This is a genomic window from Sorangiineae bacterium MSr11367, from assembly GCA_037157805.1.
Lineage (GTDB): Bacteria > Myxococcota_A > Polyangia > Polyangiales > Polyangiaceae > Pendulispora > Pendulispora rubella.
The window spans coordinates 8,718,113-8,731,813 of record CP089983.1 but is presented as its reverse complement, the minus strand read 5'-3'; the positions used below and the strand labels follow the sequence as shown (position 1 = coordinate 8,731,813).

The following is a 13,701-nucleotide window of genomic DNA, read 5'->3' as shown; positions in this document are numbered from 1 at the left end:
CATTCAAAGATCCTCGAGGATGGCAAACACGTGATCGCCGCGGTCTTGGAAGACGGGGCCATTGATGATCCAGCGCCCATTCTTGTCGTTCAGCGAATGCGCCTCGGGGCCGGAGCCGGTCGGGATCCATTGGCCATCGGCACGCTGCTCGTAGGACAAGGTGCCAAGGAGCTTGGTTTCCCGAGTCTTCGCCTCATACCGGTAGAGCGTAATCTTGTAGAGTTGCTCCCGCGTCGGGATGTCGCCCATCTTCGTTCTCGCGGCGCGAAGCTCGAGCCAGGTGAAGCCTTCGGCGTGAGCGAAGTTGTATCCCTTGGTGTCGCATCCGCCGGAGTAAGGCTTGTGGTAATTGCCCGGCGAGTTGAGCCCCGGGGCGCCGTCGTCCTCCCACACGGCGACTTGCTCCATGCTCCGACCTTTGTGCCCCCAATAACGATGTCCGATCGCGCCGGGCGCCGCATAGCCGGGCAGAAAGGTCTCCGACGCATAGTACGATTCATTTCCAGGAAACTGCGTGCGCGTCGTGGGAACGGGCGCGCTGCCTCGGTTGATCACGACGCAGGCCTGGTAGTCATCCCATCCGACAAGGTTCGCCACCTTCGCCTTGGCCGGTTTGGGGACATGGACGTGCCCCGTCGGGTCGACGTAGAGGCCGAAGTTGAGCTCCCAATGGTCGCCGTGCCGCGGCCATGCAAAGCCCTGGTCGTCGGGGCTCGCTGGGTGGACGAAGAACATCTTGTACGCGGCGCCATCCGGATGAACCACCCAGGTCGGGCGAAAGGCCGAGTACCGAATGGGATCGCCGGGGAGCGGGTCGTTGGTGTAGGTGAAGTAGCCGTATTCGTATCCCGCGTTGACGTGGTAGACGAACGGGCGCATTCCACCGTTCTTCTTCACCAGCGCTTCGGGATCGTCGTTCGCTCCAATCGCCCACCCCTTGTTCTTCACGCCGGGCGTCCAGGCCACGTCGTCGAGTACGCCTTTGATGTACGGTAGTTCGAATTTGCTGTCGACGATGTAATGCGTGTCGGTCTCGACCGTCGGAAAGCGTTTGTGGCATTGCACGCTCGACACGAGGTACGTCCACGGCATCGAGGTGACGATCTTGTACGGCGTTCCTTGAAACGAGGTCGTGCCGACGGGTAGCACGCGGTACGTCTTGGAAAAGGGCGTACCGTTGTCCACACCGGCCGGTACGCAATCGTCATCGGGGCGGGTGTCGGGGCCCGCGTCTCCAGTGGAGGCATCCGCACCTCGAGGATCGGAGGGGCTCGCACCGTTCGGGGCCGAGTCGTTGCTCCCACAGGCGCTGAGGAGAACATTGCATACGAAAAGGAATCCAAGTTCGACTTTGCGTGTCGTCGACATCGTCCATGCACCCCGCGAATATCCGAAGTTTGGTTGCTTAGGCAATGGTAGGCCCCTTGCTAGGCCCGGGCGCTATGCAAACCTCTTTCCCGCGATGGCTCGCCTTCTTCGTCTGCACATTGGCGCTTGCGTGCAGCTCGAATTCCTCACCTACCGATGGACCGAACGGCGGTACGTCGTCCGGCGGGGCGGGGGCGGATGCCGGCAACGATGGGGAAGCTCCCCCCGTTTCGCAGGATGCGAGCGCACCGGGCAAGGTGACGAAGCGCGGTGTGGCCTATGGCTTTCGTGCCGTGGCTGATCTCGACGCCGTCTCCGCGGGTTTGGGTGGTGTGGGCTGGACGTACAATTGGTCGCCAAAGCCCGATAGCTCCAAAGCGGGCGTGGAGTTCGTTCCCATGGTCTGGGGCGGCCGCTTCGACGTCGACCAGCTCGCCAAAGACATTCCCCCGGGCTCGAAATACCTCCTGACCTTCAACGAACCGAACTTCCACGCCCAGTCGAACCTCACGCCCCAACAGGCGGCGGCACTCTGGCCAAAGCTCGAGGCGTTCGCCACGTCGCGCGGCATGCGCCTCGTGTCCCCCGCCGTGAACTATTGCGGCGGCGCCTGCAACGAGACGGATCCCTTCAAGTGGCTCGACGCGTTCTTCGCCGAGTGCAAAGGCTGCCGCGTCGACTACGTCGCATTTCACTGGTACGCGTGCACCAAGGAAGCGCTCACCTGGGTGCTGGGCCAGTACGAGACGAAGTACCAGCGTCCCGTGTGGCTCACCGAATTCTCGTGCCTCGACCGCGATGGCCTCTCGGAGGCCGTCGAGCTCCAATACATGCGCGACGCGGTGGCCGTGCTCGAGGCCGATCCCAAGGTCTTTCGCTATGCGTGGTTTACGGGCCGCTTCGATTCGCAGCACGCCGTCGACCTTCTTCGACCGAAGGCGGGGGAGCTCTCTCCGCTGGGCCAGCAGTACATTTCGCTGCCCATGGCCGGCCGCTAAGGTTCATCGGTTCGTGCTCTGGAACCATCGAATCGTGCGCGACCGGGCGCGCCGCGAGGGCTACTCCACGATGAGATGAACGTCAGCCCTCGTACGAACAGCAAGACTCTGAATGTGCTTCAAATGATTGCCGGGGTGGCGGTGATGGCCCTGTCGAGCGTCTTCGTGTACAGGGCACTCCGGCTCTTTAGTTTCGATCCCGAGAAGCTGGGAAAGTACTTTTCTTTCAAATGGATCATCATGGGCCACGTGCTCGGGGGCACGTTGGCGCTCTTCACGGGGCCTTTTCAATTGTGGAAGGCGTTTCGGGTCAAGTATTGGCGGGCGCATCGCATCATGGGGCGCATCTACCTGTCGGCCATTGGCGTGGGTGCTCCGTGCGCGTTGATCTTGGCGACGACCACCGCGCCCCTCATTCATTGGCCGTACGCGCTCTCGCTTCACATGTTGGCGAGCGTATGGCTCATCAGTGCGCTGCTCGCGTGGCGAACCGCCGTTCGAAAGAAGTTCAAGCAGCACGAAGAATGGGCAACCCGTAGCTACATCGCCACCCTGGCCTTCGTGGCGCAGAGTTTCTCGTTTGAACTACCGTTCGTGGCTCGCCTCGGCACCTTTGCAGAAGTGTCGACCACGCTCATATGGTTCTCATGGACCGTGCCTATGTTTGCCTATGATTGCGTGCGCGGGCTATCGACGCGGGCGTGACCCCGAGGATGCGGCGCATGCAGCGGGCCATGTGGCTCTGATGGGAAAAGCCAGCTTCGAGGGCGACTTGGCTCGCGGGGAGCTCCCCGTGGGAGAGAAGGGCGCGCGCACGCTCGACGCGGCGTTGAATGATGTACTCGTGCACGGGAATTCCCATCGAGCGCTTGAAGAGGGCGCGGAGATGCGAGGCGCTGACCCCCGAAATGCGCGCGAGGCGGAGGAGGGAGACATCCTCACCGAGGTGAGCCTCGATGTATTCCGTGACGCGCGCGAGCTGCCCTTGTGAAAGGCCGGTACGCGGTGCCGCCGGCGCGGAGTGATGCGCCAACAGATGAACGGCGAGCGCCATGCCGAGGCTCTCGCGGTAAATGAGGCCGCTCGGCGAGTCGGCACGCTGTTCGGCGGCGAGTGCCCATGCGATGTGTTCGATCTGCACGTCGCGCACGTGGCAACGGGATGCGATTCCCACGCGGTCCGCGTCGAGCCCCATCTCTTGGGCGGCGAGCCGCGCCAGCGATGCCGGAAGGCGCACGTGCAGCATATCGCTGGCGTCGTCTTCGAACCACTCCTCGGCCGTTCCCGCCGGAAATACGTTGATCTGGCCGCGGCTCCGCACGTCGCGAATCCCATTGGTGCACGCGATGCGCACGGGCGGCCCTGCATGCAGGCTCACGTAGTGGTCCGCGCTCGGCGCATGCCGGTGCTTGCCGATCCCCGTCTTGCGCAACTCGATCCCAAGTCCGATCCGTGCGCTGCGTGGTTGGAGGGTAACCGATTCCATCGTGTCCCTCACTCTAGCAGAGTCGCCTCGAGCGGCATTCGATGGCGCGATCCGCGCTTTCGTGCTTTCGAAACATCCGAACTACGCGGGTCGAAACTTCTCTTCGAGCAGCTCCACGAATGCCCGAATCTTGGGCGACAGGTTTCTCGCGCTCGGATAGACGGCATACCAGTGGCTCGGCGGTAGTGCGAAATCGTCCAGAATGCTGCGGAGCGTTCCTCGCTCGATCGAGGGCTCCCCGAGATACTCGGGCAGTCGCGCGATCCCGGCTCCTGCTTCCGCGACGGCCCGAAGCACGAGGAATCCGTTGATGGCGAGGTGAGGCTGCACCTCGATGGCCACCGGCTTTCTCTTGCCACGAAAGGTCCATAAGCGAGGCTCGCTATGGCTCGTCATGACCATGCAATCGTGTTCGCGAAGCTCGGCGGGGGTCCGCGGTTTCCCCTTTCGCTCGAGGTATGCGGGGCTCGCATAGAGGCGCATGGTTCCGACGGAGCCGATCTTGCGCGCGATGAGCGTCGAATCGGGCATCGAGCCGGGTCGAATCGCCAGATCGAACCCTTCTTCGAGGAGGTTGACGCGGCGATCGAACAGATCGACGTTGAGCTCGACGGCAGGGTAACGCTGCATGTAAATCGAGAGCACCTCGGCAAAGAATGGCGCGTTTTGTCCGATATCCACCGTCGTGGTGATTCGGAGGCGCCCCGACGGTGCGGCTTGAAGATCGCTCACCGCACGCTCCGCCTCGCCGACGGCATCGAGCGCGGGCTCGACGCGGCGTCGGTATGCTTCTCCGGCCTCCGTGATGCGAATCGTTCGCGTGGTTCGGTCGAGGAGCCGCACACCGAGGCGCTCTTCGAGTTGGGCCACCTTCTGACTGACCGTGGACTTCGGCATCCCGAGCGCCATCGCGGCTGCGCGAAAGCTTCGCCGGTGGATGACTTCCAAGAATACGGCGACCGCGTTCAGGTCCAAACCGATTGTCCGCATGGGCGGACAATGCATCCAGTACACGATGCTTGTCTATCGTCGAGTCGCGAGGCACTTACTCGGAGCGGGCAGGACTCCCCAGGAAAGGTAAAAAAGATGATGAAATTGTTCTACGCGCCCCACGTGTGCTCGTTGGTTCCGCATATCGTCTTGCGAGAGCTTGGACGCCCGTTCGAGCTCGCCCGGGTCGATCTGCGCCGCAAGACGCTCGCGGACGGTCGCAACTTCGAAGAGATTACCCCCAAGAGTTACGTGCCCGCCTTGGTGATGGACGACGGCGCGCTTTTCACCGAAGTCTCGGTCATCGTGCACTACCTGGCGGATTTGCGGCCCGAGACACGGCTCGCTCCGCCCCGAGGAACCATGGATCGTCTGCGCTTGGACGAGCTGGTGAGCTTCATCGCGACGGAACTGCACAAGGCGTTTCTCCCATTTACGCTGATGCCGACTCCTGGTCGCGAAGCAAAAGATTGGGCAGCTCGGCGGCTCGCGCATCGGGTCGCGCTCCTCGAAGAGAGGCTCGGGCGCGGGCCCTACTTCGGAGGAGAAGACTTCACGATTGCCGACGCTTATGCGTTCTGGGCGTTGCGCACGTTCGTCCGAGTGACGGGGCAGGAATTGCCTGCTCGATTGGCTGACTACGTTGCATGCGTGGGGGAGCGGCCATCCGTCCGGGAAGCGCTCGAGGCGGAGGTGCCGTCGTGATGGTTCATTCAGCGACTGGGACAGTCGATGGGCGTTGCCATCAATTCGAAATGACCGTCGCGCCCGGCTAGATAGGCGACAATCCCGCGGCCGTCGGGGAGGACGGCGGCTTGGCCTTGGCCGGCATTCGCGCCTTCGCTCGAAATCGAAAGAGGGGAGCCCAATGCGTGTCCCTCCGCGTTGATGGTCATGGCGCGGACTCGATGCTGCAAGGCAGGGCCTTCGCTCCAAACGACGAGAAAACGTCCGCCGTCGAGCGAAACGATCGACGGCGATATGTAGGACGCTCCTGCGTCGTCGTTGGGGATCTCGAGCGATTCGACGGGGGAAGGGGACTCGCTGCCACGGACCCACCTTCGAGAGCGCAAACGCCACGGTCCCTCACCGCCCGCACGATCCGCCCAGACGGTCCGTGCCGTTTCCCCACTCACGGCCAACGACGGCGCACCGACTTGGGCGCCGCCGCCCTTCGCCTCCGAGAGTGCGGTTACGGGAACGTAGTTCGCGTGGTCGTCGGTACGTGCGATGACGCCGGTCCAGATGCTCGCGCCACGTCGGAACGCGAGGATGTAAGCTTTCTCGTCCCCATTCAAGGGGACGGCTCGGAGCGCGTCGATCGCCGCGTCTCCTTCCAGTGCCCATAGAGCGCCAAACTCATTGGAGCCGCGTGCGGCCCAAACGAGATGACCATCGGCCATTCCGATATCGATGGGCGCAAGGCCGCTCGATGGACGTCGCGACGCGATGGGATCTCGTTTGCCGTCGCTCGAGACGATCTCGAGACCGTCCAGGTTCGGGGTGACGCGGTGAACCTCCTCTTTCGAGGTGGAGACGTGCGGCACTCCGATGGAGAGCCCGTTGGGGTCGAGCGTCGACACGACGGCTTCGTTCGCGTTTTTCGCGAACCCGATGGCGATTCCACCGCGCACGGCCACCGCTTCGAGGCCGCCCGCGAGTTGAACCTCTGGAGCCACGGATTGCGTAGGGCCTATCACGTTGCAGGAAGGTGGGGCGGCGACGGGCTGCGCCGGTGCCGCTGGGAGAGCCTTTTGCGCGGGCGCGGGCGGTCGCACGAAGAGCCCTTTGGCGGCGGCCCCGATGGTGATGAGCGCGACGAGGGCACCGGTCCCTAGGAACAGGGCCAGGACCAAAGGCGGTTTACCCTGCTGCAATCGGTGAAGCGCGTACCAAGCGGCGAAAAGCGGTTTCACCCAAAAGAACAGCCTGGGACGCCATATCGCATCTCGAGTCCTCGGAGCATCGCGCGATGCGCTCCACGACTCACCCAGCGCATCTCTTCGCGCGGGCGGCTCTTCGAGCGCAGGCACTCCGATGACGGTCGTGACCTTTTCTCGAAGCCCACCAGGTTGTAGCGTATCGTCCTCCCTCTCGGAGGGCGACGCCTCGTCGACCAGCGTTGGATCCTCGTCGGAGCTGGAGCATATTTCGAGCCGGGGCGCTTCGAGAAGGCCGACCAGGGTTGGCGCCGTGTGAACGTCCAACATCAGCGTCGATTGTTGACCGCCTCGATGCGGCGTTGGCGTGTTCGTGCCCATGATTCGTTCGCCGGATGCAATGAATCGTACTCCATTCGGAGAATCCGGGCCACTCGTGGGCCAGCGGAAAAAGAAAAAGAACGAGGCTTTTTCACGCATGAAATTCGAGAACGAATAGTCGGTCACGGGACGACGGTGACCGTACTGAAAATAGTCAACGCGAGCGAGGAGGTGACGCTCGGAGACATCCCGAGCGGCATTCCGCGCTGCGATCAGCGGTTCGTGCTCCCGAAACATCGGATCGTGCGCGACCGCTGGGCCGCCGGACACTAAATGGCCGGTGCAGGAGGAATTCCCACATGAAACGACGGATCACGGTTATCGGCACAGGACGCATGGGGGCTGCGCTCGCCCTTGCATTTCTCGCGCGAGGGCACGCGGTGACGGTTTGGAACCGCACGGTGTCGAAGGCCAAACCGCTCGAGGCCCAAGGCGTTCGCGTGGCGTCGTCGCTCGACGATGCGATCGCAGGCGCAGACATCGTCGTGGGGAACGTGAGCGATTATGCCACCACCACCGCGCTGCTGGCGCCCTCGGCCATGACGGAGGCATTGCGCGGAAAGCTCTTCGTGCAACTCGCCACCGGGACGCCACGCCACGCGAAGGACGCAGCCGCGTGGGCGCGCGCACACGGGATTCTCTACTTGGATGGCGCGATCATGGCGACACCGAACTTCATTGGGCAATCGGGTTGTACGATTCTCTATTCGGGGGAGAAAGAGCTCTTCGACGCGAACGCACCGGTGTTCGCGGCGTTGGGGGGAAATGCTGTTTACCTCGGCGTCGATATCGGTCACGCCAACGCGCTCGATGCCGCGATCCTCACCGTCCTCTGGGGCTCCCTCTTCGGCACGTGGCACGCCGCGGCCATTTGCGAGGCGGAGGGTTTCCCGCTCGATGCCTTCGCGAGCACGCTTGGAGCGACCTTACCGGTGCTCGAGGGCGCGATGAAGGATTCCGTGGAGCGAATCGCCAAGCGCCGATTCGCCGCCGACGAGACGACCATGTCGTCGGTGGAGACGTGCCACGCCTCCGTTCGTCTCATCCACGCCATTGGCCAGGAGCACGGAATTCATCTCGGCCTCTCGGAGGCCCTCGAAGTGATCTTCGCGCGCGCAAGTGATGGAGGCCGCGGCACGCACGACATGGCCGCCGTGTACCAGGGAATGAAGGGGTAGCTCTCAGGACGTGGCCGGATCCAGACGAACGGAATACAGAGCCGCACCGTCGGTATCGCGCAACGTGACGGTCATCACTTTGGAATAGGCCTCGATGAAGACCTCTCCGAAGTAGGGCGATGTTTCGAGCGGAGAAGCACTTTGCCGACTCGGGGCCTTCACGAATTTTACCTCGGGCCCGAACGTAGCATCGAGATCGTTCGGGCCGAAACCGCCGGCGTTCAAGGGGCCGGAAACGAACTCCCAGAAAGGCGTGAAGTCGGAAAAGGCAGCCTTGTCGGGATTGTAATAGTGCGCGGCGGTGTAGTGCACGTCGGCGGTGAGCCAGACCAATCCGGGGATCTTCTTCTGATGGACGAAGGAGAGAATCTCTGCGATCTCCCCCTCACGTCCCAGTGGCGGTCCGCCGTCGCCCTGGGCGACGGCCTCGAACCGCGTGTTGCCATCGCGAACGACCAGCCCAATCGGCATATCGCTGGCGATCACCTTCCACGTCGCGCGCGACGCTTCGAGCTCGCGCTTCAGCCATTGCACTTGCTCGACGCCCAAGATCCCTTCGCTCGGGGGAGGCGCCCGATTCTCGTCGTTGGCATTGCGGTACGTGCGCATGTCGAGGACGAACAGATCGAGCAGCGGGCCATAGTGCATGGTCCGGTACACGCGGCGGGCTTCGTTCGGATTGGGCGCGATGGGCATGTACTCGAGGAACGCGCGCTTGGCTCGCTCCGCCAACACCGTGATGCGTTTTTCGGTGTACCTTGCATCGTCGAGGATCTGTCCGGGGTACCAGTTGTTTCGCACTTCGTGGTCGTCCCACTGGATCACTTGAGCGATCTTCGAGGCGAAGGAACGAAAGTGGGTGTCCAGGAGGTTGTATTTGTAATTCCCACGGAACTCGTCCAAGGTCTCCGCTACCTTGGATTTTTCTTCGCTCACGATGTTTCGCCACTCGGTCCCATTGGGCAGTGCGATCGTCTCGGGGATCTCGCCATCGGCGTAGATCGAGTCGCCGCTGCACAAAAAGAATAGCGGGTTCAGCGCTTCCATCGTCTTGAAAATGCGGTAGCCGCCATAGGCGGGGTTGATGCCATATCCTTGCCCGGCCAAGTCGCCCGACCAGACGAATCGAATATCCTTGGCCTGGGCGGGCGCGGTCTGAAACCTGCCCACGACGGGCGGGCCCCACGAGCTGTCGTTGGACGGATCCACCATGGTGACGCGGTAGTGGATGACGCTGTCCGCGGGCAAATCGGAAAGGATGTACTTGCCTGTAAAGTCCGTCTCTGCGGCGAGCACGGGACCGTTCCAAGTCCGTGCCGCCTTCATGCTTTCGTCCAGGCTGGTCTCGATGCGCATGCGCGCAAGGCCGCCCGCCCGAGCCCACACCAACGCCGAGGAGGCGGTGACGTCTCCACATTGAACGCCATGGGAGAGCTCGAGGGGCGCGCCGCTGGCCGGACGTTTGGGTGAACAGGCAGCCAGGGCGCACGCCCCGCCTGCCATGAGAATGTCACGCCGGCTGAGAACTCGCAAAGAGGTCTTCACGGTCCCTTTTGTAGTCCGAGGGCCGTCTGGGGACAATCGTTTCGATGTGCTTAACAGATGACTAAGTTCGTTCGAATGGACGAAACAGGCGGTGCGACTAACCTCTAGACCATCAATGGTCTACGAGCTTCGCACCTACGACGTCAAACCCGGCTTGCTGGACGACTACCTTCGGCTGTTCAACGAAGTAGGTATGCCGGTTCGGAAAAATTACGGCACCTTGGTGGGCTTTTGGTCCTCCGAATTCGGTGCGCTCAACCGCGTCGTGCATATCTGGCAGTACGAGAGTCTCGATCATCGTGCCGTACTGCGTGCTGCGTTGATGAAGGACCCGATCTGGAGCGGCGAATTCTTGCCGCGTGCACTCCCGATGCTCGAGCGCATGGAGAGCACGGTGCTGCACCCAACGTCGTTCTCGCCCTTGCAGTGAGCGTCTCGATGAAGCCCGGGAACGAGCGCGTCGAGGCACGAACCATCCGCAAGATTCGGCGGCGCCTCGTTCCCTTCTTGGTGCTTTGCTACGTGGCCGCGTACCTCGATCGGGTCAACGTGGGCTTTGCGGCGCTCACGATGAATGCGGACATCGGGCTCGACGCCTTGTCGTACAGCCTGGGGGCGAGCATCTTCTTCGTTGGGTACTTCCTGTTCGAGGTTCCCAGCAATTACGCGCTCGTGAAGGTGGGGGCGCGTCGCTGGATTGCCCGCATCATGGTGACGTGGGGCATTCTTTCCTCGGCGACGGCGTTCGTCTCGGGGCCAACGAGCTTCTACGTTGCGCGATTCCTCGTCGGCGCGGCCGAAGCGGGCTTCTTTCCTGGAATCATTCTGTATTTGACGTTCTGGTTTCCGCCCGCGTACCGCGCCCGGATTGTCAGCCTGTTCATGGTATCCATCCCCGCTTCGAGCGTCGTGGGGGCGCCGATCTCGGGGAGCTTGCTCGGGCTCGACGGTTGGCTCGGGCTCAAAGGTTGGCAATGGCTCTTCATCCTCGAGGGCGCGCCGGCCGTCCTCCTCGGGCTCGTGGCGGGCTGGTACTTGACCGACTCGCCGGAGCGCGCGGAGTGGCTTTCCCGCGAGGAGCGTGATTGGTTGCGCCGCGCGCTCCGTCCGGCGGGGGATGCGGAGTCCGAACGCGCCACCGCGAGCGGCATCGCTCGGGCGATGGCGAGTCCGCGGATCCTTTGCCTCGCCATCGTGTATTTCGGTCTTACCGCCTCGAATTATGGATTGGGGTTCTGGCTTCCCCAAATCGTCAAAGCCATGGGCCTGACGAATACCCAAACGGGCCTGGTGACCGCCTTGCCGTTTCTATCTGGTGCGATCGCCATGGTCCTCTGGGCGCGGCACTCGGACCGGAGCAAGGAGCGCTTTTGGCATATGGCCCTGCCCGCCGCGCTGGCATGTATGGGCTTGGCCACGTGCGCATGCCTCCGCGACCCATGGCTCACGGTGTTGGTTCTCAGCGTGGCCGCGACGGGGATTTTCGCCTCGCTTCCGGTCTTCTGGACGCTCCCCACAGCCATGCTCACGGGCACCCGGGCCGCGACCGGCATTGCCCTGATCAACTCCATCGCGAATCTTTCGGGGTTTGGCGGTCCATACCTCGTGGGATGGATCAAGCAACGTAGCGGCAGTTTCGACGGGGCGCTGCTGGCCCTTTCCATCTTTCCACTTATCTCGACCGCGCTGGTGCTCGTGCTCGGGTGGGCCGTGCGCATCCCCGCGGAACAGGAGCAAATATGAAAACGAATCCATTTGGCATGTACATTGGCCTATTGCTCGTATCCGGCTCGGCGATTGCCGCGTTGGCGTGTGCGCGAAACGATGAGGCGCAGATGCCGCCGGGCGGCGTCGATGCGGCGCAAGAGTCGGGGGCCGTTGAAGTCGACGCGGCGCAAGGGAATCCCTTCGGCAAGGCCGAAGTGATGCATTCGTGGACGCGCATGGACTGGTTTTGGCGCAGCGCTGCGGAACGGCAGGCGTATGTATCCGCCGGCGTTTACAAGGGCGCCACCTTGGCGGGGGTCGATGTCGACCGCAAGGGCAATGTCTATGTGACCACGCCGCGGTGGCTCGACAAGGGCGTGCCCTCGACACTCAATCAGGTGGTGACGGTCTATGGGAAATCCGTCCTGCTTCCGTTCCCGGGCTGGGATGAGAACGCCGTGGGGGATGCCGCGGCCCATTTTCAAAATGTCCTCGGCGTCGAGGTCGACAGTGCGAATCGCATGTGGATCCTCGACATGGGGTGGGTCGCCGGCGTCGATCCTACGCCCGACGGTGCGCAGAAGATCGTGGTGCTGGACTTGAATACCGGCAAAGAGTTGAAACGTTACGCCATTCCGGATTCGGTGGCCAACCGTGCGACGTCGTTCCTCAATGATCTGGTGATCGACGAAAAGAGGGAGCTCGCCTTCATCACCGACAGCGGCAATCGCTCCGGATCGCCGACGGCCAGCGGCATCATCGTCTACGACTTCAAGGCCAATTCCGCGCGCCGTATTCTCGACCGTCACCCTTCGGTGCAGGATGATCCGACCCGTGAGTTGACCGTCCTCGGCGAGCGCGCCCTGCCGACGGGCCGCCTTGCCGTCGGGATCAATGGGATTACCCTGTCTCCGGATGGTCGCACGTTGTACTGGAACGTCACCACGGGAGATGCCATCTATTCGGCGAACGTGGACGTGTTGCTCGATCCAGCCGCCACCGCCACGCAGATTGAGCAAGCCATTACGGGACCCAAGAGAATCGGCGGTGGCGGTGATGGCCTGTCGGCCGACGCCAAGGGGCGCATCTATTTCACGAACCTTGCGGCCGGCAAAGTTCAGTACTTCACCCCATGGGGCACGACGACTGCGACCCTCGCCGAGGGACCCGGCACGGAGTGGCCGGACAGCCTGACGTGGGATGACAAAGGCGGCTTGTGGTTCAGCAGCAATTGGCTCAATCGAGCTTTCGCCGGTCAGATGAATTTCGAGCAAAGTACGCCCAATTTTCGCATCTGGCGGATTCAAACCGACTCGAGCAAGGCGTTCGTGAAATGAGTCTCGCCCGATGGAAATTTGGAGGGGGTGCCGCCTTCGCGCTGCTCTGCGGTTGCGCGGACAAGAGCATCTCCCAGCTGCTCGAGCCGCCCATTCGCCCCGCGGAAACGATCGAGGCGTGCGCTGTGCCGGCACCGGGTGAGGCTTTGCGCGATCCCGGAGTGCACTCGGTGGGGGACCTTCGCCGGATTGCCACGAACGAACTGAATGGCAGCGTTTCCGTTGGCGCGCTCGAGGGGCAAGGCCCGCTTTGGGGCATCGGCATGCCCCATGGCCTCGATCGCGAGATCCTCGTGTTGGGCGATCGGGTGCACCTCGGGCAATACGCTGGGCTTTCCTACAGCCGCTCCGACGGCCCATTGCCCCCCGTTGCGTTCTTGGTCTATGCGCGGGTGGCGCGCTGGTGCTCGGTCGATATCCCGTCGAACGTGGTGAGCTTTCAGGATCTCGAGGCGTTCGTGCCGGAGGCGGCCCATGCCGCGGGCGTCGATGCATCGCGCGCGCTCCCGTTCCGGATCGAGGCAAAGGTGCGCGTTCTACGGTGGTTCGTGGTCGGTGGCGCGGGCACCGGATTCCCGGATCCCCACGCGAGCTTCCTGCGCGAACGGCGCCTGGGCCCTCTCGGCGAGCGCACGATCGAGGCGCTGGGCTTTCATGTGGCCGGTGAGAAGGGCGTGCTTACCAATCCGGTGAGCCATATCCACGTTCACTTCGTCACCTCGGATTCCGAGCGGTTCGTGGCTCATCTCGACGACGATCTCGCGCTCGCGCCCGGAGGAAGGCTTCTCTTCCCCGCGACCCAGGAGGGGACTGTCGCACGGTGAGCGAGGT

General features: G+C 62.9%; 13 protein-coding genes. 8 read left to right on the top strand and 5 right to left on the bottom strand.

Annotated features, from left to right (window positions below):
* Positions 1–3: 3 nt before the first annotated feature.
* On the bottom strand, positions 4–1,368 hold the full coding sequence (locus LVJ94_33685; protein ID WXB01858.1) for a hypothetical protein: 1,365 nt from the start codon (positions 1,366–1,368) through the stop codon (positions 4–6).
* Between the two features lie 74 nt (positions 1,369–1,442).
* Between LVJ94_33685 and LVJ94_33680 the strand changes: the two genes are divergently transcribed.
* Both LVJ94_33680 and LVJ94_33675 read left to right on the top strand, forming a co-directional pair.
* Complete coding sequence (locus LVJ94_33680) at positions 1,443–2,366, top strand: glycoside hydrolase family protein (protein WXB01857.1); 924 nt, start codon at positions 1,443–1,445, stop codon at positions 2,364–2,366.
* A gap of 123 nt (positions 2,367–2,489) precedes the next feature.
* Positions 2,490–3,071 carry a DUF2306 domain-containing protein gene (locus LVJ94_33675; protein WXB01856.1) on the top strand — a complete coding sequence of 194 codons (582 nt, stop codon included), beginning with the start codon at positions 2,490–2,492 and terminating at the stop codon, positions 3,069–3,071.
* Here the strand turns inward: LVJ94_33675 and LVJ94_33670 are convergent.
* The gene (locus LVJ94_33670; GenBank protein WXB01855.1) at positions 3,025–3,852 is read right to left on the bottom strand and encodes an AraC family transcriptional regulator; all 828 of its coding nucleotides are present in this window, start codon (positions 3,850–3,852) and stop codon (positions 3,025–3,027) included. The genes LVJ94_33675 and LVJ94_33670 overlap by 47 nt on opposite strands.
* 81 nt (positions 3,853–3,933) lie before the next feature.
* Complete coding sequence (locus tag LVJ94_33665) at positions 3,934–4,842, bottom strand: LysR substrate-binding domain-containing protein (protein WXB01854.1); 909 nt, start codon at positions 4,840–4,842, stop codon at positions 3,934–3,936.
* Positions 4,843–4,938: 96 nt separating this feature from the next.
* On the opposite strand from LVJ94_33665, the gene LVJ94_33660 reads away from it, so the two are divergent.
* Positions 4,939–5,547, top strand: a complete 609-nt coding sequence (locus LVJ94_33660; GenBank protein ID WXB01853.1) for a glutathione S-transferase N-terminal domain-containing protein — start codon at positions 4,939–4,941, stop codon at positions 5,545–5,547.
* Positions 5,548–5,555: 8 nt separating this feature from the next.
* On the opposite strand, the gene LVJ94_33655 is transcribed toward LVJ94_33660, so the two are convergent.
* A complete protein-coding gene (locus LVJ94_33655) occupies positions 5,556–7,052 on the bottom strand; it encodes a hypothetical protein (protein WXB01852.1) in 1,497 nt (498 codons plus the stop codon).
* Positions 7,053–7,402: 350 nt separating this feature from the next.
* Between LVJ94_33655 and LVJ94_33650 the strand changes: the two genes are divergently transcribed.
* Positions 7,403–8,281 carry an NAD(P)-binding domain-containing protein gene (locus LVJ94_33650; GenBank protein WXB01851.1) on the top strand — a complete coding sequence of 293 codons (879 nt, stop codon included), beginning with the start codon at positions 7,403–7,405 and terminating at the stop codon, positions 8,279–8,281.
* A 3-nt stretch (positions 8,282–8,284) separates the two neighbouring features.
* Here LVJ94_33650 and LVJ94_33645 read toward each other — a convergent pair whose 3' ends face one another.
* Positions 8,285–9,826, bottom strand: a complete 1,542-nt coding sequence (locus LVJ94_33645) for an alkaline phosphatase D family protein (GenBank protein WXB01850.1) — start codon at positions 9,824–9,826, stop codon at positions 8,285–8,287.
* A gap of 115 nt (positions 9,827–9,941) precedes the next feature.
* Here LVJ94_33645 and LVJ94_33640 point away from each other — a divergent pair, with 115 nt between their 5' ends.
* Genes LVJ94_33640 through LVJ94_33625 form a run of 4 tightly spaced genes read left to right on the top strand, consistent with a single transcriptional unit; the run spans position 9,942 to position 13,694 of the window.
* Positions 9,942–10,256, top strand: coding sequence for an NIPSNAP family protein (locus LVJ94_33640; protein ID WXB01849.1), 315 nt, complete (start codon positions 9,942–9,944; stop codon positions 10,254–10,256).
* Between the two features lie 8 nt (positions 10,257–10,264).
* Positions 10,265–11,569, top strand: a complete 1,305-nt coding sequence (locus tag LVJ94_33635; protein WXB01848.1) for an MFS transporter — start codon at positions 10,265–10,267, stop codon at positions 11,567–11,569.
* Entirely contained in the window at positions 11,566–12,870 is a 1,305-nt protein-coding gene (locus tag LVJ94_33630) for a major royal jelly family protein (protein ID WXB01847.1), read from the top strand. The genes LVJ94_33635 and LVJ94_33630 overlap by 4 nt, the downstream gene beginning before the upstream one ends.
* Positions 12,867–13,694 (top strand): hypothetical protein, encoded by an 828-nt coding sequence (locus LVJ94_33625; protein WXB01846.1) that lies wholly within the window; start codon positions 12,867–12,869, stop codon positions 13,692–13,694. The genes LVJ94_33630 and LVJ94_33625 overlap by 4 nt, the downstream gene beginning before the upstream one ends.
* Positions 13,695–13,701: the final 7 nt, after the last annotated feature.

Bases quoted from the DNA above. Each gene is read 5' to 3' on its own strand.
- LVJ94_33640 (WXB01849.1), top strand. From the start codon at position 9,942: ATGGTCTACGAGCTTCGCACCTACGACGTCAAACCCGGCTTGCTGGAC.
- LVJ94_33670 (WXB01855.1), bottom strand. From the start codon at position 3,852: ATGGAATCGGTTACCCTCCAACCACGCAGCGCACGGATCGGACTTGGG.
- LVJ94_33680 (WXB01857.1), top strand. From the start codon at position 1,443: ATGCAAACCTCTTTCCCGCGATGGCTCGCCTTCTTCGTCTGCACATTG.
- LVJ94_33630 (WXB01847.1), top strand. From the start codon at position 11,566: ATGAAAACGAATCCATTTGGCATGTACATTGGCCTATTGCTCGTATCC.
- LVJ94_33655 (WXB01852.1), bottom strand. From the start codon at position 7,052: ATGTTGGACGTTCACACGGCGCCAACCCTGGTCGGCCTTCTCGAAGCG.
- LVJ94_33685 (WXB01858.1), bottom strand. From the start codon at position 1,368: ATGTCGACGACACGCAAAGTCGAACTTGGATTCCTTTTCGTATGCAAT.
- LVJ94_33665 (WXB01854.1), bottom strand. From the start codon at position 4,842: ATGCGGACAATCGGTTTGGACCTGAACGCGGTCGCCGTATTCTTGGAA.
- LVJ94_33625 (WXB01846.1), top strand. From the start codon at position 12,867: ATGAGTCTCGCCCGATGGAAATTTGGAGGGGGTGCCGCCTTCGCGCTG.
- LVJ94_33650 (WXB01851.1), top strand. From the start codon at position 7,403: ATGAAACGACGGATCACGGTTATCGGCACAGGACGCATGGGGGCTGCG.
- LVJ94_33675 (WXB01856.1), top strand. From the start codon at position 2,490: ATGATTGCCGGGGTGGCGGTGATGGCCCTGTCGAGCGTCTTCGTGTAC.
- LVJ94_33660 (WXB01853.1), top strand. From the start codon at position 4,939: ATGATGAAATTGTTCTACGCGCCCCACGTGTGCTCGTTGGTTCCGCAT.
- LVJ94_33635 (WXB01848.1), top strand. From the start codon at position 10,265: ATGAAGCCCGGGAACGAGCGCGTCGAGGCACGAACCATCCGCAAGATT.